The sequence below is a fragment of the Micromonospora sp. NPDC049374 genome (genome assembly GCF_040677165.1).
In the GTDB taxonomy this organism is placed as follows: Bacteria; Actinomycetota; Actinomycetes; order Mycobacteriales; family Micromonosporaceae; genus Micromonospora.
In genome coordinates, this window is sequence record NZ_JBFAQH010000029.1 from 1 (window position 1) to 25,810 (window position 25,810).

Genomic DNA, 25,810 nt, shown 5'->3' on the forward strand with positions numbered 1-25,810 from the left:
GTCACCCAACACTGGAACAGCTGACAACCGAAGACATTCCTCCACAGGGGGAACAAGACCGCTGGCCGGCACCCAACCAGGGTGCCGGCCAGCGGTCTTTGGTATGCCCGAAGAACCCGGCACCGCCCCTGCTCATCCGAGCGGCCGGCGGGTGTGGCAGCGTGATCGGATGGACTCCCCGCCGGTCGACGTCGATCTCGCCCTGGTAGGTGGGGGTGGCGCGGCGTCGCTGGTGTTGGCCGCGTTGGCCCGGCATCGCGTACGCGATGTGCGGATCGCCGTCGTCGACCCGGTGCACCGACGTGGACAGGACCGCACCTGGGCGTTCTGGGGCCAGCCCGGCAACGACCTGGACGAGTTGCTCAGCGCCAGCTGGTCCCGCGTCGAGGTGGTCACGCCCGGCGCGCACCGCGCCCTGGACCTGACGCCCCTGCGGTACGCGATGCTGCGCTCCGGCCCGATCTACGAGCGGGCCGCCGAGGCGGAGCGGCGCCTGGGTGCGACCCGGGTCGTCGCCGCTGCCGGCCGCGTCGACGACGATGGTGAACGGGTGCTGGTGCGTGCCGTCGACGGTCGACCGCTGCTACGGGCCCGCTGGCTGCTGGACTCCCGGCCGCGGCCACCGCACCGACTCGGGCGCACCAATTGGTTGCAGCACTTCCGGGGCTGGTGGTTGACGGCCGACCGGCCGGTTTTCGACCCGGCGCGGGCGGTCCTGATGGACTTTCGCACCCCGCAGCCCACCCGGGGTGTCTCCTTCGGCTACGTGTTGCCCGTCGACAGTCGGTACGCGCTTGTCGAGTACACCGAGTTCTCACCCGATCTGCTGACCGGAGCGGCGTACGACGCGGCGCTGGCCGGATACCGCGACCTGCTCGGTCTCGATCCGGCGCGGCTCACCGTGACCGAGGTCGAGAACGGTGTCATCCCGATGACCGACGGCCCGTTCGTGGCCCGGCCATCGCCCCGGGTGGTGCGGCTTGGCACAGCCGGCGGTGCCACCCGGCCCTCGACCGGATTCACCTTCTCGGCGATGCACCGTCAGGCTGACCAGGTGGCCCGGGCGGTCGCCGCCGGCCGGCCGCCGGTGCCGGCACCCGCCTACCCCGACCGACATCGGTGGATGGACGCGGTCGCGTTGCGGGCACTGGACGATGGCCTGGTCAACGGTCCGGAGTTCTTCGGTCGCCTCTTCGACCGCAACCCGGCCAGCCGGGTGTTGCGCTTCCTCGACGGTGACACCACCGTCGCCGAGGACCTCGCGGTGATGCGCTCCACCCGACTCCGACCGATGATCACCGCCACCGTCGCCGATGCCGCCGGTCGGATACGCGACCGGCTCGCGCCGTCGCGCCGCCCGGCGTGGACCGTGCCGCCGGCCGTCGTCGACCCCGAACCGCCGAACGTCGACGACCCAGGTCACTGAGGCGCGGCGTGGTCAGCCTCGCGACGGTGACGGCCGGCGGCGAGCGCCTGAAGTTGTGGGCCGTCCAGCCGGAGCACGTCGATCTCGTCGACGGTGCGGGCGTGCAGCCGTCGGTAGAAGCGCAGCGCCTTGCCGGATCGCCGCCTGGACCTCGCCGCGACACCGCAAACGTTCCTGGACACCGCACTGGCGGCCCGTCGAGCGACCCGGGGGGCCGCGGCCGGTAGGGTCTGCCGGCATGGTGGACGAGACGGCCGGCCGGGTGGTGCGGATCTGGACCGACGGGGCGTGCAGCGGCAACCCCGGCCCGGGTGGCTGGGGCGCGTTGCTGCGCTACGGCTCCCACGAGCGTGAGCTGTGCGGCGGGGAGGCGAGCCCGACCACCAACAACCGGATGGAGTTGACCGCCGCCATCGAGGCGCTGGAGAGCCTGACCCGTCCGGTCACCGTCGAGCTGCACACCGACAGCACGTACGTGCGCAACGGCATCACCAGCTGGTTGGCGTCCTGGAAACGCAATGGTTGGCTGACCGCCGCGAAGCAGCCGGTGAAGAACGCCGACCTGTGGCAGCGGCTGGAGGCGGCCTGCGCCCGGCATCAGATCACCTGGCTGTGGGTGAAGGGGCACAACGGGCACCCGGAGAACGAGCGGGCCGACGCGCTGGCCAACCAGGGCATGAACGAGGCGCGGCAGGGCGCCGCGGCAGTCCGCCGCTGACCGATCGCGCTGTCCCGGGCCGCGCCGTTCCGGGCCGCGCCGGACGTCGTTTCGTACCGGTCAGCGGCGCCGGCCGCGCCGCGACGCCCTTGGGGCGAGCGGCAGCTGCGACCAGTGGGCCGGGCGACTGATCCGCCCCGGCAACCGGGTCCGCAGGTCGCCCCGGGCGGCGTCGACCTGCGACCGGTGCAGGAAGAGGGCGCCGGACAGGTCGGCCCCGCGCACGTCTGCCCCGCGCAGATCCGCGCCGGTCAGGTCGGCCCGGGCCAGGTCCACTCCGCGCAGGTCGGCGCCGACCAGCAACGCGCCCCGCAGGTTCGCCCCGCGCAGGGTGGTGCGGCGCAGGTCGCGGCCCACCAACGTGGCGCCGCGCAGGTCGGCGCCGGCTCCGCCGCGGGCGCGGGCCAGGTCGGCGGTACGCGACAGCAACTCGTTGACTGTTGCCCGGTGCGCGTCGACATCGAGGGCGAGCAGCGTTTCCGGGTCACCGCCGGCCAGCCGCTCGGTCTCGGCGAGCGCGGCGGCCAACGGCCCGCGCAGCTCGACCGGTGGCCGCAGCCCGAGCGCCTCGGTCAGATACCACAGCAGCTCGTGCAGCGGGCGCATCACCGCGAAGACGTCGAACATTCGCCGCGCGTGCTGTGGCTCGCCACGCCAGTCCCGCCCGCCGAAGGTGACCTGGGCGACCCGCTGACCCGCACCGAAGCAGTCGAAGACGGTGCAGCCGGGGAAACCCCGTTCGCGCAGCTCGGCGTGGATGGTGCAGCCGAAGTCCGCCCCCAGGTTGCGGCACGGCTGGCCGGCGGGCTTGTCGAGCGCGAAGTCGGCCGACGCGGCGAACGCGGGGGCGACGCAGCACAGGCCGAAGCAGCGGGCACAGTCGGCCCGCAACTCGCCGCCGGCCGGCCCACCCTCCTCGGACATCCGATCCTTCCCTCCTCGCGGCGGTTCATTACGTCTGACAGCTCTATTGCCTGGGGTGGATCTCTCTGACATATTCCTGCGTGGACGCTGCCAGCGACGGTCGCCAATCCGGATGCCGCGCTGCGGTGACGCCGTCATGCCGGAGGAACCCTCGTGAAGCGTAGACGTCGCCATCTTCTTGTTGGTCTGGCGGTCGGTGCCCTGGTGGCGTCGACCGGCCTGGTCGGAATTCACTACGCCGGTGCCGAGGTGCCGGCACCCGTCGCGGTCGGCGGGGAGATGCCAAACGCGCTCGGCGCCCACCTGGAGCGGCTGCGCCGAGCCGTTCCGGGCGACAGCGGTATGTCCCCCGACGGGCCGGGCGGCGCGGCCCAGCAGGCGTTCCTGGAGCGCGCCTACCCCGCGGACGCGATCACCATCGCCCAGCAGGACCGGTCCAAGGCGGCCTTCAAGGCGGCCGACAAGCGGTTCAAGGGCAGCCGGCAGTGGACCAACATCGGCCCGAGCGAGGCGCTCTACCCGTTCACCGAGTACCGCAACGCCTTCAACTACGTGCCCAACGAGTACGTCGCCGGCGGTCGGGTCACCTCGATCGACATCAGCCCCGACTGCTCCAAGCTGCTCTGCCGGGCGTACGTGACCCCGGCCGGTGGCGGCGTCTGGGGCACCCTGAACATCCTCGCCGCCGAACCGAAGTGGTTCTACCTGGGCGGTCCGCTGGGCATCAACGCCGCCGGCGCGGTGACGATCGACCGTAACGACCGCACCGGCCTGACCATCTACGTCGGCACCGGCGAGGCCAACACCTGCGGCTCCGGCTGCGTCGCCGGCGTCGGCCTGTACCGGTCGACGAACGGTGGCCTGACCTGGTCGGGTCCGCTCGGCAAGGACGTCCTCGGCGGCAAGGGCATCGGTGAGATCACCATCGAGCCCGGTGACCCCAAGACTCTCTACGTGGCCACCACAACGGCGCTGCGCGGCATGTCCAGCTCCTGCTGCACCGGGGTCACCCGGCCGGTGCCGGACGCCGAGAAGTGGGGCCTGTACAAGTCCACAAACGGCGGCAAGAGCTGGAAGTTCATCCACAACGGCTCGGCCGACGCCACGGCCTGCACCGGCAACGCCGCCGAGTACAACAACACGACCAGCTGCTCGCCGCGCGGCGTACGCCAGGTGAAGCTCGACCCCCGCGACGCCGACATCGTCTACGCCAGCTCGTACGGCCGGGGCGTGTGGCGCTCGTCCGACGCCGGGGCGACCTGGACGCAGATCAAGCCGTCCCTCAACGCCGCGATGTTCCAGACCCGCGCGGCGATCGACGTGACCGCCCTGCCCGGCGGCAAGACCCGGATGTACGTCTACGAGGGCAACACCGGCACCCCGTACTCGCGGCTGTTCCGCAGCGACGACGTGGCCGCGGGCTCGCCGACGTTCACCGACCTGACCAGCTCCAACCCGGTCGATCCGGGCTTCGCCACCTACAACCAGTGCACCGGACAGTGCTGGTACGACGTGTTCGTGCACACCCCGGCGGGGCACCCCGACATCGTCTACACCGGCGGCTCCTACCTGTACGGCGAGACGGTGGCCAACAAGCGGGCCGTGATCCTCTCCACCGACGCCGGGGTCAGCGGCACCGACATGACCTACGACGGCACCGACGAACTGCACCCCAACGGCCTGCACCCCGACCAGCACGACCTGGTCACCAACCCGCGTAACCCGTACCAGTTCTTCGAGGCCAGCGACGGCGGCGTGATGCGGTCCAGCGGTGAGTTCGTCGACCGCTCGTCCTGGTGCGACAACCCGGACCGGAACCTGACCAAGGAGGGCCAGCGGGAGCGTTGCCGGCAGATGCTGTCGAGGATCCCGTCGAAGCTGGACGGCGTCAACAAGGGCATGAACACGCTGCAGTTCATCAGCCTCTCGGCCAGCCCGCACGACGTGAACCTGTTGCAGGGCGGTACCCAGGACAACGGCACCTGGGAGAACAAGGGCCAGCGTCAGCGCTGGGTCAACACGATGATCGGTGACGGCGGGGCTTCCGGCTGGGACGTCGCCCGCCCCGAGTTCCGGTTCCACACGTACTACGACGTCTCGCCCGAGGTGAGCTTCGCCAACGGTGACATCGCGAGCTGGATCTGGACCGCCGACCCGATCTTCGGCCAGCCGGGCAGCCTGTTCTACGCACCGGTGATCAGCGACCCGAAGGTCAGCGGCACCATGTTCGCCGGCACCGGACTGTCGGCGTACCGCACCAAGACCTTCGGTCTGGGCGACCGCAGCCTGGCCGAGGCCGACCGGATCTGCAACTCCTGGACCGGCACCTACGAGGAGGACTGCGGTGACTGGGAGCCGCTGGGCACCACCAACCTGACCGGTGCCGGCTGGGGCGACCGGGCCGGCGGTGCGGTGTCGGTCATCCAGCGGGTCGACTCCGACAGCTCCACCGCCTGGGCGGCCACCAGCACCGGCCGGGTCTTCGTCAGCCGTAACGTCGACGCCGAGCCGGCCGCCGCGGTGACCTGGACCCGGGTCGACTCCGCCACCACGCCGAACCGCTTCGTCACAAGCATCCACATCGACCCGGCCGACCCGGCCCGGGCGTGGATCTCCTACAGCGGGTACGGATCGAACACGCCGACCACGCCCGGCCACGCGTTCGAGGTGACGGCCACGGCCGACGGGGCGACCTGGAGCGACCGGTCGTACGACTTCGGGGACCAGCCGATCACCGATCTGGTCCGCGACGACGTCACCGGCGACCTGTACGCCTCCACCGACTTCGGGGTGCTGCTGCTGCCCAAGGGCAAGAAGTCCTGGACCAAGGCGGCCCGTGGCATGCCCAACGTCGAGGTGGCCGGGCTGACCATCGTGCCCGGCGAGCGGATCCTCTACGCTGCCTCGCACGGCCTCGGCGCCTGGAAGATGAAGTTGAAGTAGGGACACGATCATCGGCACAACGTTGGCGAGGGGCCGCACCCGCGGCCCCTCGCCGCTGCCCGAGCGGGCCGCCCGACTGTGGCGTACGCTCGGCGCGGCCTTCGTCCTGTTGGTTTTTGTTCCGCCCCTGCTGCTGCTGGTCTCCGGCTCCCTCACCGAGCCCGGCCTACCGCCGTCCCCGACGCCGCAGCTGGTACCCGAACCGCTCTCCACCACCGGCTACGAGCGCGCCCTCGACCTCGGTGGCCTGCTGCGGGCGTCGCTCAACTCGGTGCTCGTCGCCGTGGTGGCGGTGCCGTTGAGCGTGCTCGTCGCCGCACTGGCCGGTTTCGCGTTGGCCAGAATCGCCCCACGCACCACCGCCGTAGTGGTGGCCGCCTCACTCGTCGCGCTGATGGTGCCGGCGACCGCCCTGCTGGTGCCCCGCTTCGCGATCTTCCGGCTGCTCGGGCTGACCGACACCCTCGTACCGTTGATCGCGCCGGCGATGCTGGGCACCTCACCGCTCTACGTCCTGGTCTACTACCTGGCCTTCCGAGCCCTGCCGGCCGACCTGTACGACGCCTGCCTGGTGGAGGACCTGTCGCCGCTGCGTACCTGGTGGCGGTTCGCGTTGCCGCTGGTGCGTCCGGTGACGGCCGGACTGACCGCCCTGACCTTCGTGCTGACCTGGTCCAACTTCCTCGACCCGCTGGTCTACGTCTACGACCGTGACCTGTTCACCCTGCCGCTGGCGTTGCGGTCGCTGTCCCTGCTGGATCCGACCAACTTTCCCGTCTTCCTGGCCGGGGCGGTGATCGCCACGGTGCCCGCACTTGTGGTCTTCGCCCTGGCGCAGCGGCGTTTCCTGCACCACGACGACCGATCCGAGGACTGACCATCGTGCGAATAAGATCCCTGTCCGCCCTCGCGTTGAGCGCCCTGCTCGCGCTCACCGGCTGCGGCTCCGGCGGCGGGTCGTCGGCCGGTGATCCGGTGAAGCTGCTGGTGTTCGGCGCTCCGGAGGAACTGGCCGCGTACCGCACCCTCATCGAGGCGTACCAGCAGGCCCGAGCCGGCGAGCGGATCCAGCTGATCGAGGCCAGCGACCGCAAGGACCTGCTGGCCCGGCTCGCCACCTCGGTCGCCGGCGGCGCACCCCCGGACCTGTTCCTGATGAACTACCGCTTCTACGGCCAGTTCGCCGCCAAGGGGGTGGTGGAGCCACTGGACGAGCGGATCGCCGCCTCGTCGGTGCTCGACCCGGCCGACTACTACCCGGTCGCGATGGAGGCGTTCCAGTGGGAGGGTGCCCAGCTGTGCCTGCCGCAGAACGTCTCCAGCCTCGCCGTCTACTACAACCGCACCCTGTTCACCAAGTTCGGGGTGCCCGAGCCGACGGCCGGTTGGACCTGGAACGACCTCGTCGCCACCGCCACCCTGATGACCCGCGACGACCGCGGGCTGGTGATCAAGGGCACCGAGGCCGAGGGGGCTGCTCGGCTGCCCGCCGTGCACGGGCTCGGTGTGGAGCCGTCGATCATCCGGCTGGCCCCGCTGGTGTGGTCCAACGGTGGTGAGATCGTCGACGACCCCGAACGGCCGACCCGGCTCACCCTGGACGGCCCGGCCGCCCGCGAGGCGCTGCGGAACCTGGTCGACCTGCGGCAGGCGTACGGGGTGGTGCCCAGCGACGCCGAGGTGGAGGCGGAGGACGACGAGTCACGTTTCCTCAACGGCCGGCTCGCCATGCTGATGACCTCCCGCCGAGCCACCACCAACTTCCGCACCATCAGCGGCTTCGAGTGGGACGTCGCGCCGTTGCCGGTCTACCGGCAGCCGGTCGGGGTGCTGCACTCCGACGCGTACTGCATGACCCGGGGGTCGCGGAACAAGGACGCCGCGTGGCGGTTCATGGAGTACGCGATGGACGAGGAGGGACAGCGGATCATCGCCGCGACCGGGCGTACCGTGCCGTCGCACATGGAGGTGTCCCGTTCACCGGCGTTCCTGGACCCGGACCAGCCACCCCGCAACTCGCAGGTCTTCCTCGACGCCATCCCCACCGTCCGGGCCCTGCCGACCGTCTCCACCTGGCCCGAGATCGAGGATCTCAGCTACGGCATCCTGGAGAACGCCGTGCACCGCGGCGACAAGCTCGACAACGTGATCCGGGAACTGGACGTCAAGAGTCGGCCGATGTTCGCCCGAGGGGAGAACGGGTGAACGAGCGAGGCGGCGGCGTGCGCGACGGGCTCGTCCTCGACCAGGTAAGCGCCGCCTACCGCGACACCACCGTGCTGCACGAGGTGGACCTCAGCGTCGCCCGGGGCGAACTGCTGGTGGTCCTCGGCCCCTCCGGTGCCGGCAAGTCGACGGTGCTGCGGGTGGTCGCCGGGTTGGAACCGGTCACCGCCGGTCGGGTCCGCATCGCCGACCGCGACGTCACCGACGAACGACCCGGCCGACGCAACGTGTCGATGGTCTTCCAGTCGTACGCCCTGTTCCCGCACCTGACCGTGGTCGAGAACATCGCCTTCGGGCTGGAGGTACGCGACACCCCACGTCGGCTGGCACGCGAGCGGGCCCGGGTGGCGGCCGCGACGGTGGGCTGCGCCGGGCTGCTCGACCGCCGGCCCGGGCAGCTCTCCGGTGGGGAACGTCAACGGGTCGCCCTGGCCCGGGCGTTGGTCCGCGAACCGGACGTGTTCCTGCTCGACGAGCCGCTGTCCAACCTGGACCTGGCGTTGCGCGCCGAGATGCGGACCGAGCTGCGGGCCCTGCACGACCGGATCGGGGCGACCATGGTGCACGTCACCCACGACCAGACCGAGGCGCTGGTGCTCGCCGACCGGATCGCGGTGCTGCGCGACGGACGGGTCGAGCAGGTGGGCACCCCGGATGAGATCTGGCGCACCCCGGCGAGCAGCTTCGTGGCCCGGTTCGTCGGCTCACCGGCGATGAACCTGCTGCCGGCGGACGGCCCGCTGCGACCACGAGGCGACGCGCCGACCCTGACAGACGAGCCGCTGGAGATCGGGTTCCGACCCGAGGTGGTCGCCCTCGACGCGGCCGAGGGCACCCCCGCCACCGTCGACCGGGTCGAGGTGATCGGGGAGGACGCCTTCGCGTACCTAAGCCTCGCCGCCGGGCAACAGGTGGTCGCCCGGGTGCCGGCCGCCCGCCGGCCCGAGCGGGGCGCGTCGGTACGCCTCGACTTGCGGTGGGCCGACACGCACCTGTTCCACACCGCGACCGGCCGCCGGTACCAGCCGTGAGCGCCAGCGGCGCGGCGCCCGGCCGGCGGGCGGGCCGGCCGGTGCGCGGCCCGGACACCCGGGCGCGGCGGCAGCTGGCGTTGATGCTGGCGCCGTACCTGATCGGGCTGGTCGGGTTGGTGCTGGTGCCCGCCCTGGTCACGCTCGGCATGTCGGTCACCGACTACGACCTGCTGCGCCGCCCGACCTGGGCCGGGCTGGACAACTTCGCCGCCCTGCTGGACGACCCGATCTTCCGCGTGGCGCTGCTCAACTCGGTGGTCTTCGCGCTGGTGGCCGTACCGCTGCGGGTGCTGCTGGCGTTGGGCCTGGCGCTGCTGCTGCACCGTCGGGCGGTCGGCGTCGGCACCGCCCGCACCGCCGCGCTGTTGCCCACCGCCGTGCCGGAGATCGCGTACGGCCTGCTCTGGCTGTGGCTGTTCAACCCGCTGTACGGGCCGATCAACCAACTGCTGCGGGTCGGCGGGGAGCACGGGCTGACCGCGCTGGGGCGTACGCCGCCGCAGTGGTTGACCGACCCGACAAGCGCCCGCGCCGGGATCATCCTAATGAGCCTGTTCACCATGGGGGAGACCTTCGTGGTGCTGCTGGCCGCCCGACGGGCGCTGCCCCGTGACGTGTACGAGATGGCCGCCATCGAGGACGCCACCGGCTGGGACGTCTTCCGCCGGATCACCCTGCCGCTGATGGCTCCGGTGCTCGCCCTGCTGGCCGTCCGCGACGCCGTGGCCAGCCTGCACTTCACCTTCGTGCCGGCGTTCGTGGTGACCGACGGCGGCCCCCCGCCGTACGCCACCACCTACCTGTCGCTCTTCGTCTACCAGACCGGGTTCGAGTACCTGCGGTACGGCTACGCGGCGGCGGCGACTCTGGTGATGATGCTGCTGACCGTGGCCGCGGTGCTCGTGCAGTGGCGGCTCATCCGCCGCTACCGTCGCTTCTACCAGGTGTGACCGTGGTACGGGTCCCCGGCTCTGCTGCGGTGGTACGGGCCCAGCGCAGCAGAGCGGTGAAGGCCAGCGCGGCGGTCACCGCGCCACCGGCGAGCCGTACCCGGTGCCCGGCGACGAACTCCTCCGCCACCTGGCGCAGGTACTGCGGTGAGTGGACGCCGACCGGGTCGACGAACATGATCTCGTTGCGGGGCCAGAAGAAGACGACCGAGAACAGGAACTCACACGCGATGAAGACCATCGTCGCGGCGGCGACCCACCACCGCAGTCGGTGATCTCGCCAGGTGAGTACCGTGGTGGCGACGCCGAGCAGCACCACCGAGGCGCCGAGCGGCGGGAAGTAGTCGCTCGGGCCGCTGACCGTCAGGAAGTCGCGGGCGCGTTCCAGCGATGCCGGGGCGTCGTGGAAGATGTTGGGGTAGAGCATCACGGTCTCGGCCGCCACGCCTCCGAACGACATCATCGCCGCCCAGGTCAGCGCGACCAGCCCGATCCAGGTCAATCTGCTGCGAGACACCGGTCCTCCTATTGGTTCGGCGCCCGTCCGAGCGCGGTCCGTCTGCGGTGCCGCCGAGGTCAGCGTCAGGGTCGAAGTGCCTGGCCGCCTGTCGCCTGAACGGCCTGGACCCCGCCTCGATCCGACCGCGGAAGTCGACACCGACGGTAGGGCGGTGCCGGTGAGTCGTCTGCCGCCCGGCGACGCGGATGGGGGTCGCTCCTCGACGTACGGCGGTGGCCGTGCGGCACGTCCGGAGGCGACGAGGGTGTGCTGCCGGTGGCCGGCAGGTGTAGGGGCGCCGAACCCGGGTAGCTGCCCCCGATGGAGGTGGTCGAGGAGTCGCCGTACCGGTTCCGGATCGAGCGGCATGACCCGATGCGGGTGCCGGGAGTGGTCTTCGCGTCCCGGTCCCTGCTGCCCGACCCGGCGGCGGACCGGTCGCTGGAACAGGTCGCCGACGTGGCCACCCTGCCCGGCATCGTCGACGCCTCGTACGCGATGCCGGACCTGCACTGGGGTTACGGCTTCCCGATCGGCGGGGTCGCCGCCACCGACGTCGAGGCGGGCGGTGTCGTCTCGCCGGGCGGGGTCGGATTCGACATCTCGTGCGGGGTCCGGCTGCTCGTCGCCGACCTGGGCCGCGACGAACTACGACCGCGCCTGGACGCGGTGCTGGACGGGCTCAGCGCGGCCACCCCCAGGGGCATGGGCAGCGGGGCGGTGTGGCAGCTGACCAGCCGCGAGGAGCTGGACGCGGTGCTGCGCGGCGGTTCCCGGTACGCGGTGCAGCGTGGCTTCGGCGTGCAGCGGGACCTGGACCGGTGCGAGGACCACGGCGCGGTGGACGAGGCCGACCCGACCCAGGTCAGCGACCGGGCGATCGAGCGCGGCGCGCGCCAGGTGGGCAGCCTCGGCTCCGGCAACCACTTCCTGGAGGTACAGGCCGTCGAGCAGGTGTACGACGAGCCGGTGGCCGAGGCGTTCGGGCTGCGTACCGGTCAGGTCTGCGTAATGATCCACTGCGGTTCGCGGGGCCTGGGCCACCAGATCTGCACCGATCACGTGCGGGTCATGGAGCGGGTGATGGATCGGCACGGCATCCGGGTACCGGACCGGCAACTCGCCTGTGCACCGGTCGCCTCCGCCGAAGGACGCGACTACCTGGGCGCGATGGCGGCTGCGGCCAACTACGCGCGGGCCAACCGGCAGTTGCTCGCCCACGCGGCGGGCCAGGTCTTCCAGCGGCAGACCGGGCGACGACTCGACCTGGTCTACGACGTCTCGCACAACCTCGCCAAGCTCGAGGAGCATGTCGTGGCGGGTGTCGCGCGGCGGCTCTGCGTCCACCGCAAGGGCGCCACCCGGGCCCTGCCGCCCGGGCACCCCGAGTTGCCCGACGAGCTGCGCGGCGCCGGCCAGCCGGTGCTCATCCCCGGCTCGATGGGCACCGGCTCGTACGTGCTGACCGGGGTGAGCGGTTCGCCGGCCTGGGCCTCCACCTGCCACGGGGCGGGCCGGGTGCGCAGTCGCAAGCAGGCCGTGACCGCGGGCCAGGGCACCGACCCGCGTGCCCAGTTGGCGGCGCGGAACATCGCGGTGCGCGGGGCGTCGCGGCGCGGCCTGGCCGAGGAGATGCCGTCGGCGTACAAGGACATCGCGGCTGTCGTCGAGGCCGCCGAGGGCGCCGGCCTGTGCCGAAAGGTGGCCCGGTTGGTGCCGCTCGGTGTGGTCAAGGGCTGAGCAGCAGCTGACCGGGGGGTCGTGCCGGTGTCGGCGGGCGGGTGACGTCACACGTCCAGCGTCACCGCACAGGACCAGCCGTTTCCGTCCGGACCGAAGCGCAGTTCGTGCAGCGAGACCGCCTTGGGCACCGCGCCGGTGAGGTCCAGGTCGGTGGTGGCGGTGGTGCGCCAGCGCACCAGCAGCCCGTCGACGCCGTCGTCGATCACCTCGGTCGCCAGCGGCAACTCGTCGGTCGTCTCCATTCGGAAGATCACTTCGTCGAGGACGGCCACCAGCAGGTCCTCGTCGGCAGCGGGCGGCGCGTGGAACACCCGCTCGGCGCGGGGCGGGGCCCCGTCGGCCTCGGTGAACGACCCGACCAGCGCGGCGACGGCCTCGGCCACACAGCCGGCCCGGTCCGGTGCCCACGCCTCGATCCGCACGTCGGCGGTGTGTGGTACGCACCGGTGCCCCCGGGTTGGCTGCATTCCCCGATGATGCCTAGTGCGCGCCGAGTCGGGCGATCGGTTCGACCAGTTCGCGTTCCTCGTACGACAGGTGGGACAGCAGCGTGTCGCTGAGCAGGTCCACCGCGGCGCGCAGGTCGGCCATCCCGTCCTGGGTGGCCACGAAGGCGACAAGCGCCCGGTCGACGCCCTCCAGCACGTCGTGGATGGCGTGGTGTTCCTCCTCGAGCCGGTCGATGACCGGTGCGAGTCGTGGGTCGGCCCGCCGCAGGTGCGGAAAGAGCGACCGGTCCTCGATCGTGTGGTGGGTGGTGACCACCCGGCAGTACGACTCGCAGTAGGTGCCCAACGTCCACTTGTTCTGCCGCATCGTCATCGTGTTGATGTGCGAGCGGGCCGTACCCACGTCGATCAGACCGGCCGCGACCTGCTCGATCAGGTCGTGGATCTGGGCCAGCTCGGCGCGTAGACCGTCGTGCACGTCGATCAGGTGCTGCGCGCTCGCCTGGTCGTGCGCCGTGTAGGTGCGCTGCGGTTCCGCGGCGGGTCCGGCCGGTCGGGCGGCCTCGTCCCACACCCGCACGTCGCTGCGGCGTACGCCGTCATCGGGTGTCGGCACCACGGCGAACGGTGCCGCACCGACCGGGGCCGGGCGGCCGGTCGGCCCGGCCGACGTGGTGTGGCGGCGCGTGCCGCCGGTGGCGCCGGCCGGGTCGGCCCCGGTGCGGGTCCGGTCGGCCGGGGCACCGGTCGGGGGGTCGGCGCGTTCGGCGGCGACCAGTTCCCGGGTGGCCGGTGCCACCTCGGCGGCGAACCGCCGCAGGTCGTCCGGATCGTCGCTGGCCAGGATGAAAGTGCTGATCCCCTCCGTGAGGGCCAGGTCGGCGAGTTCCTCGGCCCACTGCTCGGCCGGACCGTCCAGCGGGCCACGTCCGGTGGCCGCGAACCGTCCGTTGACGTTGAGCAGCCGACGCACGTCGGCGGGGGAGCGTCCGGCACCGGCGGCGGCCTCGTCGATGATGGTGTTGCCCCGGGCCAGATCGCCGGGTTGCAGGTAGGCCAGCGAGGGTAGCCAGCCGTCCGCCCGCCGTCCGGTCAACGCCAGCATGCGCGGCTTGTAGGCGCCGAGCCAGATGCCCACGTCGTGGGCGGGAGCTGGCCCGCGTTTGGCACCGACCGCCCGGTGGAACTCGCCGGAGACCCGGACGCCGCCCTGGGCGTCGACGTCCCAGATCTGGCGGATGATCTCGATTGCCTCCTCCAGGGCGCGCACCCCCTGCCCCGGGGAGAGGCGTCGGCCCCCCATGGCCTCGATGGCGTCCCAGAACGCGCCGGCGCCAAGGCCGAGTTCCATTCGGCCGCCGCTGAGCAGGTCGAGGCTGGCCACGCCCCGGGCGAGCACGGCGGGCGGGCGCAGCGGCAGGTTGGTGACGTTGGCGGACAGGCGTACCCGTTCGGTGCGGGCCGCGACGAAGCTGAGCAGTGTCCAGGTGTCCAGGAACGCCGGCTGGTACGGATGGTCCTGGAACGTCACCAGGTCGAGCCCGACCTGTTCGGAGAGCATGGCCAGGCCGACCGGCCGCGTGGGGTCGGCGTTGCCGGGCGTGAGAAACGACCCGAAGGTCAGTGGGTGCCCGTAGTCGCTCATCTCGGCCGTCCTTCCGGTCCTGCGGCGCGTACCACCGCAGGGGAAATGTTATGTCGTACAGAACATCATTGCCCAAGAAAATATGTGACCTACGCTATCGTGGGTGGATGAGCGGTGCCCGGGCCAGTGACCCGATCAACGACGACCTCGGTTGGATGCTCGGTGTCGTCTTCCGCGCCTACATCCGCGCCGCCGACCATGCCGTTGGGGACCTGCCCGGCGGGCCCCGCGGATACCAGGTGCTCACCTCGGCCGACCGGGAACCGGCCCGCAACCAGGGCGCCATCGCCGAGGAACTGGGCATCGACCGCACCGTGCTGACGTACCTGATCGACGACCTGGAGGAAGCCGGGCTGGTGCTGCGCCGACCCGATCCGGCGGACCGGCGCAGCCGCCTGGTCACCCTCACCGAGACCGGCCGGGCGGCCGCCCGGCACCGCCGCGAGGCCCTCGGCACGGTCGAGTCGCGCCTGCTGCGGGAGTTGTCGCCGGAGCAGGCCGGCACCCTGCGGGACCTGCTGCAACGGGTGGCCTGCGCGGCGCAGGCGGTCGACCCGCTCACCGACCTGTGCCAGGTGGTCGAGGCGGCGGCGGAGCGACCGCCGGCCGGACGTGCCAGCGCCGGGCGGCGGCGCCCGCCCCGGACCTGACATCGGCCCGGACCTGACGTCGGGCTTGACGTAGCGCGGCAGCGGGCAGCCGGCAGCGGAGGCAGCGCCGGCGAGCACCGGCACCCGGCGGCGGGTTCGTCGGCGTACCGTCCCGGGATGCGGATCACGAAGTACACGCACTCCTGCGTCCGGCTCGAACACGACGGCGTCGTGCTCGTCATCGACCCGGGCACCTGGAGCGAACCGCGGGCACTGGTCGGCGCGGACGCCGTACTGGTCAGTCACGAGCACACCGACCACATCGACGTGCTCCGGCTCGCCGGCCTCGGTGTACCGGTCTTCGCACCGGAGGGTGCCGCCCTGCCGGACCTGGCACCGCTGCCGGTGACCCGGGTGCGCCCGGGGCAGCGCTTCACCGCCGCCGGCCTCGATGTCACCGCGATCGGCGGACGGCACGCCACCATCCACGGAGGGCAGCCCGACTGCCCGAATCTCGGCTACCTCGTGGCCGACGCGGTCTACCACCCGGGCGACTCGCTGGCCCCGCCGGACCGGCCGGTGCGGACCCTGCTGGTGCCCGCGCAGGCGTCCTGGCTGAAGCTGACCGAGGCGATCGACTTCGCGGTCGGGGTCGGTGCGCCCGAGGTCCTGCCGATCCACGACGCCCAACTCAACGAGCGTGGCCTGGCCAGCGTCAACGGCTGGTTCGGCGAGACCGTGCCGGGCTACCGCTACCTCGCGCCGGGCGAGACCCGCTGACCGGTGCGGAACCGGGTCCGGGACGGCCGCCCCGTGCCGGCCGTCTCGGACCGCCTCCCCGGCCGCCGCCGGAACTCGGCACGACCGCAGGCCCCGACACCGGCCTACGCCGCGAACCGAGGCTCGTCCGGGGTCAACATGCTGATGCGCGCCGAGACGCCCCAGCCGTGCCGCAGACCGGCGGCGAGCGCGTCGAGCACCGCCGGCACGTCGCGGTCCGCCCGGTGGTGCATCGCCTCGACCACCACCAGGACGGTGTCGGTGTCGTCGCGCACCGCCGACCAGCCACTCTGCCGGTTGGTCCAACGTCGGGCGTGTGCCCGACCGAGCGGATCGGCGAAGATCACCTCACCGGGCTCGGGATGCTCCTCGACCCCGCCGAAGGTCAGGTAGCGCTCGTCGCCCCGGGCCGGCCGTACCTCGATGCCGCCACCACACCGGTCGACGTCGAGGATCCCCACCGGCACGGCGTACGCGGCCGAGACGGCGTTGCCGAGGTCCACGAGCGGGTGCACCCTCGGCAGATCGCCGGCCGTGCGCAGCCGCCGCAGCAGCGACTCCGCCGCGCACCGGTACCGCGTGGGCGCCAGACCCATCCGCGCGAACGCCCGCCGCCACGCCTGGATCTCCGCGAACGCCGCCTCGGTGGTCCCGTCGAGCCTGCGGCGGGCCGTCCCGAGCAACTCGGCCAGCGGCAGCTCGGCGCGGGGCGCTCCGGCGACGCCCTCGGCGTACAGCACACCGGCGACGAGCGTGGGGTGTTGTGCCCACACCTGTGATGAGTGCTGGAAGAACATGTCCGGCTCCGGTCCGCTCACGCCTCGGCGCGGGCCAGCAGCAGCCCGAGCCCCAGGAACGACCCGGCGAAGCACCGGCGCAGCCAGTCGGCCACCCGAGGGCGGTCGAGCACCCGCCGACGTACCGCGGCGGCACCGAGCCCGTAGCCGACGAAGACGACAAGGGTCGTCGCCGTGAAGACCGCGCCCAGGCCGAGCATCCGGCCGAGCGCACCCGGGCTGCCGGGCTGGACGAACTGCGGCAGGAACGCGACGAAGAAGATCGTCAGCTTCGGGTTGAGTAGGTTCATCGCCACCGCCGAGCCGATGATCTGCCGGGCCGGCCGGGCGGGGCCGTTGTCGTCGACGGTGAACGCGCCCCGCTCGCGCAACGTCGCCACCGCCAGCCAGAGCAGGTAGCCCACGCCCAGGTACTTGATCAGGTCGAAGGCGAGCGCGCTGGAGTGCAGCAGCGCGGCGAGCCCGGTCACCGCCGCCACCAGGTGCGGCAACGTGGCCAACGTGCCGCTCGCGGCGGCGAGCAGGGCGGCCCGGTGCCCACCGGTCAGCCCGGCGGAGAGGGTGAACAGCACCCCGGCGCCCGGGGTCACGACCACCACGAGCGTGGTCAGCAGGAATGCGACGGTCACGAGAACTGCTCCCTGGTCGGCGATGGGTTCACCACCACCCTGCCGCCACAATGGTCCGATGAGCAGTGCCAAAACCGCACCCACCGATAGGTCCACAACGGTCGGGACCGATCCGGGCCGGACGGCTCACCCGGCGGCGGAGCCGACCCTCAACGCCGGGGCGGACTTCCTGCACCTGGACGTCGGGCAGGCGCCGCCGGGTGGCCGGGCCACCTGGCTCACCGACCGGCTGCGCCGGGCGATCGCCGACGGCGTGGTTCCCGTCGGATCCCGGCTGCCGGCCACCCGGACCCTCGCCGCCGACCTGGGGGTGTCGCGCGGCGTGGTGGTGGAGGCGTACCAGCGTCTGATGGAGGACGGGCACGTCGCCGGCCGGGGCCGCGCCGGCACGGTGGTCGTGGCCAGCGCGCTCACGGCGACGAGCCCGGCCGTCGAGCCGGCGGGCGGAACGTCGCCGGCCCGGGTGGCCGATCCGGCCGCCGTGTTCCGCGCCGCACCCGACACCGACATCTTCGACACCGTACGCACCATCCCGGCCCACATCGACCTCACGCCCGGCGTACCCGATCTGGCGGCCTTTCCCCGGCAGGACTGGTTGCGGGCCGAGAAGGCGGTGCTGGGCCGGCTGGTCGCCGCCGACCTCGGCTACGGCGACCCGTGCGGCACGCCGGCCCTGCGCCGCGCCGTCGCCGGATGGCTCGCCCGCAGCCGGGGCATCGGTGTCGACCCGGCCGAGGTCATCATCACCACCGGGGTCTCCCAGGCGCTCGGCCTGCTGGCCCAGGCGCTGCGCGACGACGGAGTGACCACGGTCGGCGTGGAGGATCCCGGCTCGCTCGGCGTCCGTCAGCACCTCGACAACTGGCGGATGACCACCGTGCCGATCCGAGTGGACGCCGCCGGTGTGCGAGTGGACGAACTGACGGCCAGTGGGGTGCCGGCGGTGATGCTCACCCCGGCGCACCAGTTCCCGACCGGCGCGGTGCTCGACGGCGAACGACGCCGCCAACTCGCCGACTGGACCCGCACGGGCGGCCTGGTCATCGAGGACGACTACGACGCCGAGCACCGCTACGACCGCCCGCCGGTGCCCGCGCTGCGGGCCACCCTGCCCGAGCAGGTGTGCTACGCCGGCAGCGTGTCGAAGCTGCTCGCACCGGCGCTGCGGATCGGCTGGCTGCTGGTGCCCCGCCGCTACCGGGACGCGGTGGTGGCCGCCAAACGCAACGCCGACCTGGGTAACGCCGTCCTGCCTCAACTCGTGCTCGCCGAGCTGCTCACCTCCGGGGCGCTGGAACGGCAACTGCGGCTGCTGCGCCGGCGGCACGTACGCCGCCGGGACGCGATGACCGCCGCCCTGGCCCGTCACCTGCCGGGAGCCACCGTGCACGGCGCGGCGGCCGGGCTGCACCTGACGGTCACCCTCGACAGCGACGTGGTCGACACGGAACTCGCCGCGGCGGCGCTGGCGCGTGGGGTGAAGGTGCAGCCGTTGTCCTGGCACTGCCTGCGCCCTTACCGGCCCGGCCTGGTGCTGGGCTACGCGGCCAACACCGCCTCGGCCATCGACGCGGGAATCGCCACCGTCGCGGCGGTGCAACACGGGTAGCCGCCGCGGTCACCCCGGGCGCGGCTCGGCCGGGCGCTCACCGGCCAGGCGGGCGTCGGCCGCCTGCTGGCCGTCGTCGTCCCCGGCCACCTCGCAGATCGCCGCCGCGTCCGCCCAGTGCCCACGGGCCTCCTCGTCGTCGCCGAGCGCCGCCGCCGCGTCGCCCAGGTGCAACAGCGTCCGGCCCAGCCCGGCATCCGGGCGGCCACCCTCGCGCAACCGCCAGCTCTCGGCCAGCAGTCCGTACGCCTGACGGGCCTGCCCCGGCGCCACGCCCAGCAACGCCACGCCCGCGTTGAGCAGCGCCACCGCCCGGTTGGTCGGGTCACCGAGCGACTCGTACTCGCGCAGCGCGGCCCGCCACGCCTGCGCCGCGTCGAGGTGCTCACCCATCGCCGAGTGGACCAGCACCAGATTGGTCAACGCCGCCGCGTAGCCGCGTGCGTCGCCCAGCGAACGGAACGAGTTCGCCGCCCGTACCAGCAGGTCGTGCGCGGTCTCCAGCTCGTGCCGCGCCAGCCTCGCCGCACCCAGCCCGAGGTCGCTGAGCGCCTGACCGGCGCGGTCGGCGCTGGCCCGGTGCCGCCGCGACAGCTCCAGATGCTCCACCGCCTCGTCGGTGCGGCCGAGGTCGAGCAGGGCCAGCCCGAGATTCATCCGCGCCTGGGCGGTGCCCCGGCGGCCCTGCCCGGCCACCGCCAGACTCAGCGCGGCCACCGCGCCGTACGGGTCGTGCCGGCGGCGACGCAGCACGCCCAGCTCGTTGTGGGCCCAACCGGCGATCTCCGGCCGGTCCTGGGCCGTGGGGTTGGCCAGCACCGTCCGACAGACGTCCTCCCACTCGTCGAGCCGCTCGGTGTGGGCGAGCCAGCCACACAGCGCCACGGCCAGCCGGAACCACCAGTCCCGCACCCGGCGCGGCAGCGTCTCCACCGCGCCGACCGGCACCTTCACCACCGCCAGCAGCAACTCCTGATGCAGGTCGAACCAGCCGTACGGATCGTCGTCGGGCAGGCGATGGTTGCGGTCGAGCGCACCGGTCGCCAGGGCAGCAACCTGCTGTTCGGCCCGGCGGGCCAGATGCCGGGTCAGCCGCGCCTGCACGGTGACCCGCCGGTGCACCGGCTCGGCCTCGCGCAGATGCATCCGGGCGTACCCGGCGAGCAGCACACGAACCTCGTACCGGTCACCGGGCGCGCCGACGACGAAAGCGCCGTCGGCCAGCTCGTCCAGCAGGGCGGCGACCCGGTGCGGTCGGCGTCCGGCGAGCGCGGCGATGGTCGCCCGGTCCAGCGGCACCCGGCTCAGCGACAACAGTCGCCACAGCCGGCGAGCCTCGCCACTGAGCGCGTGGTACGCGGTGTCGCGGGCGGTGACCAGCGCCGCCACCGGTGACACGCCCACCCGCTGGTGCGGAGGTGTGTCGGCGGCGCGGTGCAGCGCGTGCAGCACGTCGGCAGGCCGCCAGCCGTGCTGTGCGCTGCGCCGTCCCAGCTCCGTCACCGCGCGCGGCTGCCGTCCGCACAGCTCGACGATGGTCCGGACCGCCGGGTCGGAGCGCGGGTCCGGGCGGTGCGGGCGGGCCACCGCGGTGGCCGCTCCGGCGTCGGCGAACATCTCCACCGCATCGTCGACGTCCGGCTCGGCCAGCCAGTACGCCACCACCCCGTCGACCGCGGCGAGCCGGCCGGTGCCGGCCAGCAGCAGCCGGCAGGTCCGGGCGGTGGGCGGCAGCAGCGGCCGGACCTGTGCCGGTGAGTCCACGTTGTCCAGCACCAGCAGCACCTTGCGACCGTCCAACTGACCGCGCAGCTCGTCGGCGGCGTCGGCGAGGTCGTCCGATCGACCGGACCGGGGTGCCCGGGTGCCGACGATGCGGGCCAGCGCGGCCAGCACCTCCCGGGGCGAGCGGGCCCGGCCACCTCGGCGCAGGTCGAGATAGTACTGCCCGTCGGGGAAGTCCGCGCGGCTCAGGTTCGCCGCCTGGATCGCGCACCAGGAGGTACCGACGGCACGCCGGCCCACCACCGCCACCGCGTGTTCCGGGGCGAGCATGGCCACCACCGCCTCCGCCTGGCCCTGCCGGCCGGTGTACCCGGCCGGCCAGGGCAGCGTCGGTGCGCTGCTGCCCGCCTGGGCCTCGGCCTCCTCGCCGGCCAGCAACTGCTCGCGTTGCCGTCGCCGCCACTCCACCAGGAAGGACGCGGCCACCCCGAGCGCCGCCAGGCCCAGGCTCGCCGAGCCGAGGACGGTCAGCGACAACTCGGAGAGCAGGTTGCCGGTGACGTTGCCGAGCACGGCGCTGATCCCGGCGCCGACCACCCCGCCGGCAGCCAGCAGCACGCTCAGCAGCCGTGACCGCCGGCCAGCCTGCCGTGGTGCGGACCCGCTCACCGCACACCCCCGGCGACCAACCCGGCGACCACCTGCCGGCGGGCCAGCACGAACACCAGCACCGGCAGGATCGAGGCGAGCACGCAACCGGCGGCGAGGGTGCCGCTACCGGCCACGAAGCCACGGGTCTGCCAGGCGAGGAACAACCCGAGCGGGGCGGCGTCCGGCCCGCTGAACAGCAGACCCACCACCAGGTCGTTCCACACCTGCACGAACTCCAGGACCGCCACCGCCACCAGCGCGGTGCGGTTGTGCCGGGCCAACCGGCGCAACGTGCCCCACCAGTGCCGCCCGCCGATCCGGGCGCCACGGACCTGCTCGGCGGGCAGGTCGGCGAAGGAGTTGCGCAACACCAGCACCGCGAACGGAACACCCAGGGCGATGTGCACCAGGGCCACCCCACGGGCTGTGCCGGAGGACAGCGCCAGGCCGAGCACCTCGTTGAGCGGGCCGGCGATCACCTGCACCGGAACCACCACCGCGGCCATCAGCACCAGCCCGGTGACCTGGGCGGCCGGCCCGGTCAGCCAGGCCAGCGGGTACGCGGCGAGCAGCGCGACGCCCAGCACCGCGGCGGTGACGACGACGGCGAGCACCAGCGTGAAGCCGAGGCTGCGCCACAGCTCCGCGCCGCCGAGCACGGCCCGGTAGGAGTCCAGACCCGGCGGGCCGGACCACCAGCCGCCGGTGGCCGCCCGTACCGGATTCTGCAACGAGGTGGCCGCCAGCACCCCCAGCGGCAGCAGCCAGGCGATCGCCGCGCCCGCGGCGAGCAGCCGGACCAGCCGCCGCGGTGGCGACGCGGTCACCGCGCTGCCCGCCGGCTGCTGCGGGGGCGGCCACGCCTGCCGGACGAACAGGGCCACCACCAGCATGCCGGCGGTCACCGCGACCAGCCAGACGACGCCCAGGGCGGCACCCTCGCCGGTGGTCGTCGCACCCGAGGTCTGCCAGATCCGCAGCGAGAGCACCGCCGCCTCGTCCCGCACCGAACCCGGCGTCATCACCAGGATCAGGTCGAAGGTGCGGCTGGTGCCGACGGCGACCAGGGCGAAAACCACCGCGACGGTACGCAGCAGCAGTGGTCGCCACTGCGCGTCCCAGAGCACGTCGCGGCGGGTGCCGCCGAAGGCCCGGACCGCGTCGACGAGGCCGGTCGGCACCGCGTCGAGAGCGGCCCGGAACACCAGCATCGCCAGTCCGACCCAGGCCCACACGAACGCCGACATCACCGCCACGGTGACCAGGTCCGGCCCGAGCAGCTGCGGCAGCTGCTCCGGGTCGCGTCCGGTCACCCGGGCCAGCAGCAGGGTGGCCAGCCCGCGCTCCGGGTCGGGATCGTAGAGCAGCCGGAAGGTCACGCCGGTGACCACCAGCGGCAGCGCGGTCGGCACCACCAGGATGAGCCGGACCAGCCAGCCCTCCTGGGAACGCCGGGAGGCTGCGGCGAGCAGATAGCCCAGGACCGTGACCACCGTCGGTACCAGCAGCGCCCACAGCAGGGTGCGCCCGATCACCGCGGCGGTGCCGGGGGCGGCGAGGGCGGCCCGGTAGTGTTCGACGCCCACCCAGCGGCCGTCGGTGGTGACACTGGCGTGCACGGTACGCAGCACCGGCCAGGCCAGCAGGCCGCCGAGCAGCAGCACCGCCGGTGCCAGCAGCGCCCAGCTGACGCCGGCCGCCGGGTAGGCCCGGCCGCGTCGGGGTGGCCCGACATCGTCGAGCACCGCCAGCTCGCCCAGCAGCGGGCCCCGGCTCACCTGCCGCCCCCCGCCGTCGCCCTTGCCGCCTCGGCGAGCTGCCCGGTGGCCCGGCGGACCGCCTCCCGGGCCGGCACCCCGTCGGTCACGTTCATGAAGAAGTCCTGCATTATCCGCCAGATCCCCACCCCGTCGGTGCCGGTGAAGGTGCCGGGCAGCTGGTCGGAGAGGTCGAACTGCACGGTGTCGGCGGCGCGCAGCTCGCCGGCCAGGCGTCGGCGCAACGGGTCGCGGTAGCTGTCCACCGGTACGGCGAGGTTGGGGGAGAGGTAGCCGCCGGCGTCCAGCCACGGCAGGAAGGCCACCGCGTCGCTGAGCCAGCGCACCAGTTCCGCCCCGTCGCTGGAGCCGGCGAACGCCACCGCCGCGTCGCCGCCGACGATCAGCGGCTGGTCGGCCACCCGGGCACCGGGGAAACGGAAGGTGGCCAGCGGCTCGGTACCACGGCGGAACCGGGCGACCACCGCGTCGACGAAGTCGGCCCCGAACACCATGGCCGCCTCGCGGTGGTACACCACCTGGATGATCGACTCCTCGAACTGGGTGAGCAGGGCCCGCCGCCCCCCGCCCGGGAAGGCGCCGTCCACACTCCACAGCTCGGCGAGCCGCTCCAGCGCGTACTGCACCGGCCGGCTCCGCCAGTCGGCCTCACCACGGGCCAACGCCTCGTACAGGTCCACGTCGGCGACGTCGCCGAGCACGTTCTCGAACCAGTCGGTGAGCACCCAACCGTCGGCGGCACCGATCGCCAGCGGGGCCGGGCCCGCACCGGCCCGGTGCCGTTCGCCGAGCCGGCGAGTCAGGCTCACCAGCGCGTCCCAGGACCTCGGCGGCTCGGTCAGTGTCGACGGAAAATGCCAGAACAGCGACTTGTGCGCCGCCTTGACCCAGACACCGTAGCGACGCCCTGCGACGCTGAGCAGGTCGCTCATGCCGGCCGGGGCGGTGTAACTGACCGCCGGGGCCACCTCGCTGAGCCAGCCCCGCCGGGCGTACTCGACCACCAGACCAGGGCGGGGCAGGATCGCCACGTCGGGGCTGGTGCCGGCGGCGCGACGCGCGGTCAGGAACGCGTCGATGTCGTTGCCCACACCGACCACCTGCACGGTCGTCGGGTAGCCGGCAACCACCTCCCGGAACCGGGCCAGCTCGCCGCCGGCCCAGACGACCGCCACCTGCACCGACCGGCGCCCCTGCCCGCAGCCCCCGGCCGCCGCGACCGTGGCCGCCGCCGCGGCACCCAGCAGCGTACGGCGACGCAACCCGACCCCGGTCATGCCCGCACCGTCGGCTGGACCGGACCGGGCGGGACATCGTCGATTACGGGCACCCGCTCGGTCACGCCGCCCAGCACCTCCTCCTCGGCCGAGCAGAGCAGCACCGTCACGCCCGGGGCGTCCGGCGGCGCCGTGCGCCGGAGCAGGTCCGGCAGGCACACCCCGTCGACCGGGGCCGGCAGGTCGACCACCAGCACCTCGGGCAGACAGGCCATGGCCCGGGCGAGCGCGACCCGGAACTGTTGCGCCTCGGACAGCAGGTGCGGCCGCAGACCCAGGGTCGGGGCGAGTTCGAGCCGGTCGACCAGGACGGCCGCCCAGCCCTCGGCAACGTCACGTACCCACTGGCGTCGGCGCTGACCGTAGGAGATGTTGCGCCCGACGGTGAGGTGGGGCAGCAGGGCACCACCGGCCGGCACGTACCCGATGCGGCGGCGCAGCGGCGGCAGGTCGGTGACGTCGCGGCCGCCGACCAGGATCCGGCCGGTGACCGGCGCGGCCAGCCCGGCCACCACCCGCGCCACGGCGGTGGCCGGCCGGGGCCGGGCGACCAGGGCGACCGTCGCGCCGACGGCCACGTCGAGGTCGAGCGGCGACATGTCCGGCACGGCAACGAGGTCGTGCGTGCGTAACGTGACCATCACCTCCGGCGCCCCTCGTCGTCATCCCAGCCTGTCACAGGGAAACCACGCTCGGTGCCCCCGCTCGCCGTCCATCGTGGCCCTGGGCGCTGCCGGTTACCGTGCTACCCATGGCAGCGACCCCCTTCGCCGCCGGCCGTGACGCCGACGTGTACGCCCTCGACGACGCCCGGGTGCTGCGCCGCTACCGCGACGGCACCGACGTGGCCGTCGAGGCCCGGTTCATGTCCCACCTGCACGCCGCCGGTTTCCCGGTGCCCCGGGTGCACCGGGCCGACGGTGCGGACCTGGTCATGCAGCGGGTGGCCGGGCCGACGATGCTCCAGGCACTGGTGGCCGGCACCATCGAGGTGGCACCGGCCGCCGCCGTCCTCGCCGGGCTGCACCGTCGGCTGCACGCCCTCGCACCGCTGCCCGACGCCCAACACGGCGACCGGATCCTGCACCTGGACCTGCACCCGGACAATGTCATCCTCGACCCGGGCGGCCCGGTGCTGCTCGACTGGCGCAACGTCCGGCACGGCCCGCCCGGCCTGGACGTGGCGATGACCGCCCTGATCCTCGCCCAGGCCGCCGTCGATCCGGAACAACCGATGGCGGCCGCCGCCGACGAGATGCAGCGCGCCTACCGGCACGCGTTGCGTGATCACGCCGTCCCGCTCGTCACCGAGGCCCTGGCCATCCGGCGGGCCAACCCCACCCAGACCCCGACCGAACTCGCGCTGCTCGACGCGGCGGCGGCCCTGCTCACCACGTGAACCCGGAACCCACCGGCC

General features: G+C 73.1%; 23 protein-coding genes. 12 read left to right on the forward strand and 11 right to left on the reverse strand.

Annotation, left to right across the window (positions count from 1 at the left end; translation table 11 throughout):
• Positions 1 to 169 precede the first annotated feature (169 nt).
• Entirely contained in the window at positions 170 to 1,426 is a 1,257-nt protein-coding gene (locus tag AB0J93_RS29115) for a lycopene cyclase family protein (protein WP_363925542.1), read from the forward strand.
• Here AB0J93_RS29115 and AB0J93_RS29120 read toward each other — a convergent pair.
• Complete coding sequence (locus AB0J93_RS29120; RefSeq protein WP_363925543.1) at positions 1,420 to 1,608, reverse strand: hypothetical protein; 189 nt, start codon at positions 1,606 to 1,608, stop codon at positions 1,420 to 1,422. The genes AB0J93_RS29115 and AB0J93_RS29120 overlap by 7 nt on opposite strands.
• 56 nt (positions 1,609 to 1,664) lie before the next feature.
• On the opposite strand from AB0J93_RS29120, the gene rnhA reads away from it, so the two are divergent.
• A complete protein-coding gene (rnhA, locus tag AB0J93_RS29125; RefSeq protein ID WP_363925544.1) occupies positions 1,665 to 2,144 on the forward strand; it encodes a ribonuclease HI in 480 nt (159 codons plus the stop codon).
• 60 nt (positions 2,145 to 2,204) lie between these two features.
• Here rnhA and AB0J93_RS29130 read toward each other — a convergent pair whose 3' ends face one another.
• The gene (locus tag AB0J93_RS29130; RefSeq protein WP_363925545.1) at positions 2,205 to 3,068 is read right to left on the reverse strand and encodes a pentapeptide repeat-containing protein; all 864 of its coding nucleotides are present in this window, start codon (positions 3,066 to 3,068) and stop codon (positions 2,205 to 2,207) included.
• 153 nt (positions 3,069 to 3,221) lie between these two features.
• Between AB0J93_RS29130 and AB0J93_RS29135 the strand changes: the two genes are divergently transcribed.
• From AB0J93_RS29135 to AB0J93_RS29155, 5 genes are all read left to right on the forward strand, one after another.
• On the forward strand, positions 3,222 to 6,011 hold the full coding sequence (locus AB0J93_RS29135; RefSeq protein ID WP_363925546.1) for an exo-alpha-sialidase: 2,790 nt from the start codon (positions 3,222 to 3,224) through the stop codon (positions 6,009 to 6,011).
• Between the two features lie 22 nt (positions 6,012 to 6,033).
• A complete protein-coding gene (locus tag AB0J93_RS29140) occupies positions 6,034 to 6,888 on the forward strand; it encodes a carbohydrate ABC transporter permease (protein ID WP_363925547.1) in 855 nt (284 codons plus the stop codon).
• 2 nt (positions 6,889 to 6,890) lie between these two features.
• Positions 6,891 to 8,216: a sugar ABC transporter substrate-binding protein gene (locus AB0J93_RS29145; protein WP_363925574.1), complete on the forward strand. Its 1,326-nt coding sequence runs from the start codon at positions 6,891 to 6,893 to the stop codon at positions 8,214 to 8,216.
• 17 nt (positions 8,217 to 8,233) lie between these two features.
• Entirely contained in the window at positions 8,234 to 9,268 is a 1,035-nt protein-coding gene (locus tag AB0J93_RS29150; protein ID WP_363925575.1) for an ABC transporter ATP-binding protein, read from the forward strand.
• Between the two features lie 83 nt (positions 9,269 to 9,351).
• The gene (locus tag AB0J93_RS29155; protein ID WP_363925576.1) at positions 9,352 to 10,221 is read left to right on the forward strand and encodes a sugar ABC transporter permease; all 870 of its coding nucleotides are present in this window, start codon (positions 9,352 to 9,354) and stop codon (positions 10,219 to 10,221) included.
• On the opposite strand, the gene AB0J93_RS29160 is transcribed toward AB0J93_RS29155, so the two are convergent.
• A complete protein-coding gene (locus tag AB0J93_RS29160; RefSeq protein WP_363925548.1) occupies positions 10,187 to 10,738 on the reverse strand; it encodes a DUF1772 domain-containing protein in 552 nt (183 codons plus the stop codon). The two genes, AB0J93_RS29155 and AB0J93_RS29160, sit on opposite strands and share 35 nt — an antisense overlap.
• 303 nt (positions 10,739 to 11,041) lie before the next feature.
• Here AB0J93_RS29160 and AB0J93_RS29165 point away from each other — a divergent pair, with 303 nt between their 5' ends.
• The gene (locus AB0J93_RS29165; RefSeq protein WP_363925549.1) at positions 11,042 to 12,460 is read left to right on the forward strand and encodes an RtcB family protein; all 1,419 of its coding nucleotides are present in this window, start codon (positions 11,042 to 11,044) and stop codon (positions 12,458 to 12,460) included.
• Between the two features lie 47 nt (positions 12,461 to 12,507).
• Here AB0J93_RS29165 and AB0J93_RS29170 read toward each other — a convergent pair whose 3' ends face one another.
• Both AB0J93_RS29170 and AB0J93_RS29175 read right to left on the reverse strand, forming a co-directional pair.
• On the reverse strand, positions 12,508 to 12,930 hold the full coding sequence (locus AB0J93_RS29170) for an archease (RefSeq protein WP_363925550.1): 423 nt from the start codon (positions 12,928 to 12,930) through the stop codon (positions 12,508 to 12,510).
• A 13-nt stretch (positions 12,931 to 12,943) separates the two neighbouring features.
• Positions 12,944 to 14,557, reverse strand: a complete 1,614-nt coding sequence (locus tag AB0J93_RS29175; RefSeq protein WP_363925551.1) for an LLM class flavin-dependent oxidoreductase — start codon at positions 14,555 to 14,557, stop codon at positions 12,944 to 12,946.
• A gap of 107 nt (positions 14,558 to 14,664) precedes the next feature.
• Between AB0J93_RS29175 and AB0J93_RS29180 the strand changes: the two genes are divergently transcribed.
• The gene (locus tag AB0J93_RS29180; protein WP_363925552.1) at positions 14,665 to 15,207 is read left to right on the forward strand and encodes a MarR family transcriptional regulator; all 543 of its coding nucleotides are present in this window, start codon (positions 14,665 to 14,667) and stop codon (positions 15,205 to 15,207) included.
• 117 nt (positions 15,208 to 15,324) lie between these two features.
• Positions 15,325 to 15,927 (forward strand): MBL fold metallo-hydrolase, encoded by a 603-nt coding sequence (locus tag AB0J93_RS29185; protein ID WP_363925553.1) that lies wholly within the window; start codon positions 15,325 to 15,327, stop codon positions 15,925 to 15,927.
• A 104-nt stretch (positions 15,928 to 16,031) separates the two neighbouring features.
• On the opposite strand, the gene AB0J93_RS29190 is transcribed toward AB0J93_RS29185, so the two are convergent.
• A complete protein-coding gene (locus AB0J93_RS29190; protein ID WP_363925554.1) occupies positions 16,032 to 16,724 on the reverse strand; it encodes a phenylalanine--tRNA ligase beta subunit-related protein in 693 nt (230 codons plus the stop codon).
• 17 nt (positions 16,725 to 16,741) lie between these two features.
• On the reverse strand, positions 16,742 to 17,353 hold the full coding sequence (locus tag AB0J93_RS29195; RefSeq protein WP_363925555.1) for a LysE family translocator: 612 nt from the start codon (positions 17,351 to 17,353) through the stop codon (positions 16,742 to 16,744).
• 58 nt (positions 17,354 to 17,411) lie between these two features.
• On the opposite strand from AB0J93_RS29195, the gene AB0J93_RS29200 reads away from it, so the two are divergent.
• Complete coding sequence (locus AB0J93_RS29200; protein WP_363925556.1) at positions 17,412 to 18,962, forward strand: PLP-dependent aminotransferase family protein; 1,551 nt, start codon at positions 17,412 to 17,414, stop codon at positions 18,960 to 18,962.
• Positions 18,963 to 18,971: 9 nt separating this feature from the next.
• Here AB0J93_RS29200 and AB0J93_RS29205 read toward each other — a convergent pair whose 3' ends face one another.
• Genes AB0J93_RS29205 through AB0J93_RS29220 form a run of 4 tightly spaced genes read right to left on the reverse strand, consistent with a single transcriptional unit; the run spans position 18,972 to position 25,034 of the window.
• A complete protein-coding gene (locus tag AB0J93_RS29205; protein ID WP_363925557.1) occupies positions 18,972 to 21,356 on the reverse strand; it encodes a tetratricopeptide repeat protein in 2,385 nt (794 codons plus the stop codon).
• The gene (locus AB0J93_RS29210; RefSeq protein WP_363925558.1) at positions 21,353 to 23,116 is read right to left on the reverse strand and encodes an ABC transporter permease subunit; all 1,764 of its coding nucleotides are present in this window, start codon (positions 23,114 to 23,116) and stop codon (positions 21,353 to 21,355) included. The genes AB0J93_RS29205 and AB0J93_RS29210 overlap by 4 nt, the downstream gene beginning before the upstream one ends.
• Complete coding sequence (locus AB0J93_RS29215) at positions 23,113 to 24,393, reverse strand: extracellular solute-binding protein (protein ID WP_363925559.1); 1,281 nt, start codon at positions 24,391 to 24,393, stop codon at positions 23,113 to 23,115. The genes AB0J93_RS29210 and AB0J93_RS29215 overlap by 4 nt, the downstream gene beginning before the upstream one ends.
• Entirely contained in the window at positions 24,390 to 25,034 is a 645-nt protein-coding gene (locus tag AB0J93_RS29220; RefSeq protein WP_363925560.1) for an ATP-binding cassette domain-containing protein, read from the reverse strand. The genes AB0J93_RS29215 and AB0J93_RS29220 overlap by 4 nt, the downstream gene beginning before the upstream one ends.
• Positions 25,035 to 25,144: 110 nt before the next feature.
• Between AB0J93_RS29220 and AB0J93_RS29225 the strand changes: the two genes are divergently transcribed.
• Positions 25,145 to 25,792 (forward strand): phosphotransferase, encoded by a 648-nt coding sequence (locus AB0J93_RS29225; RefSeq protein WP_363925561.1) that lies wholly within the window; start codon positions 25,145 to 25,147, stop codon positions 25,790 to 25,792.
• The last annotated feature ends 18 nt before the right edge of the window (positions 25,793 to 25,810 follow it).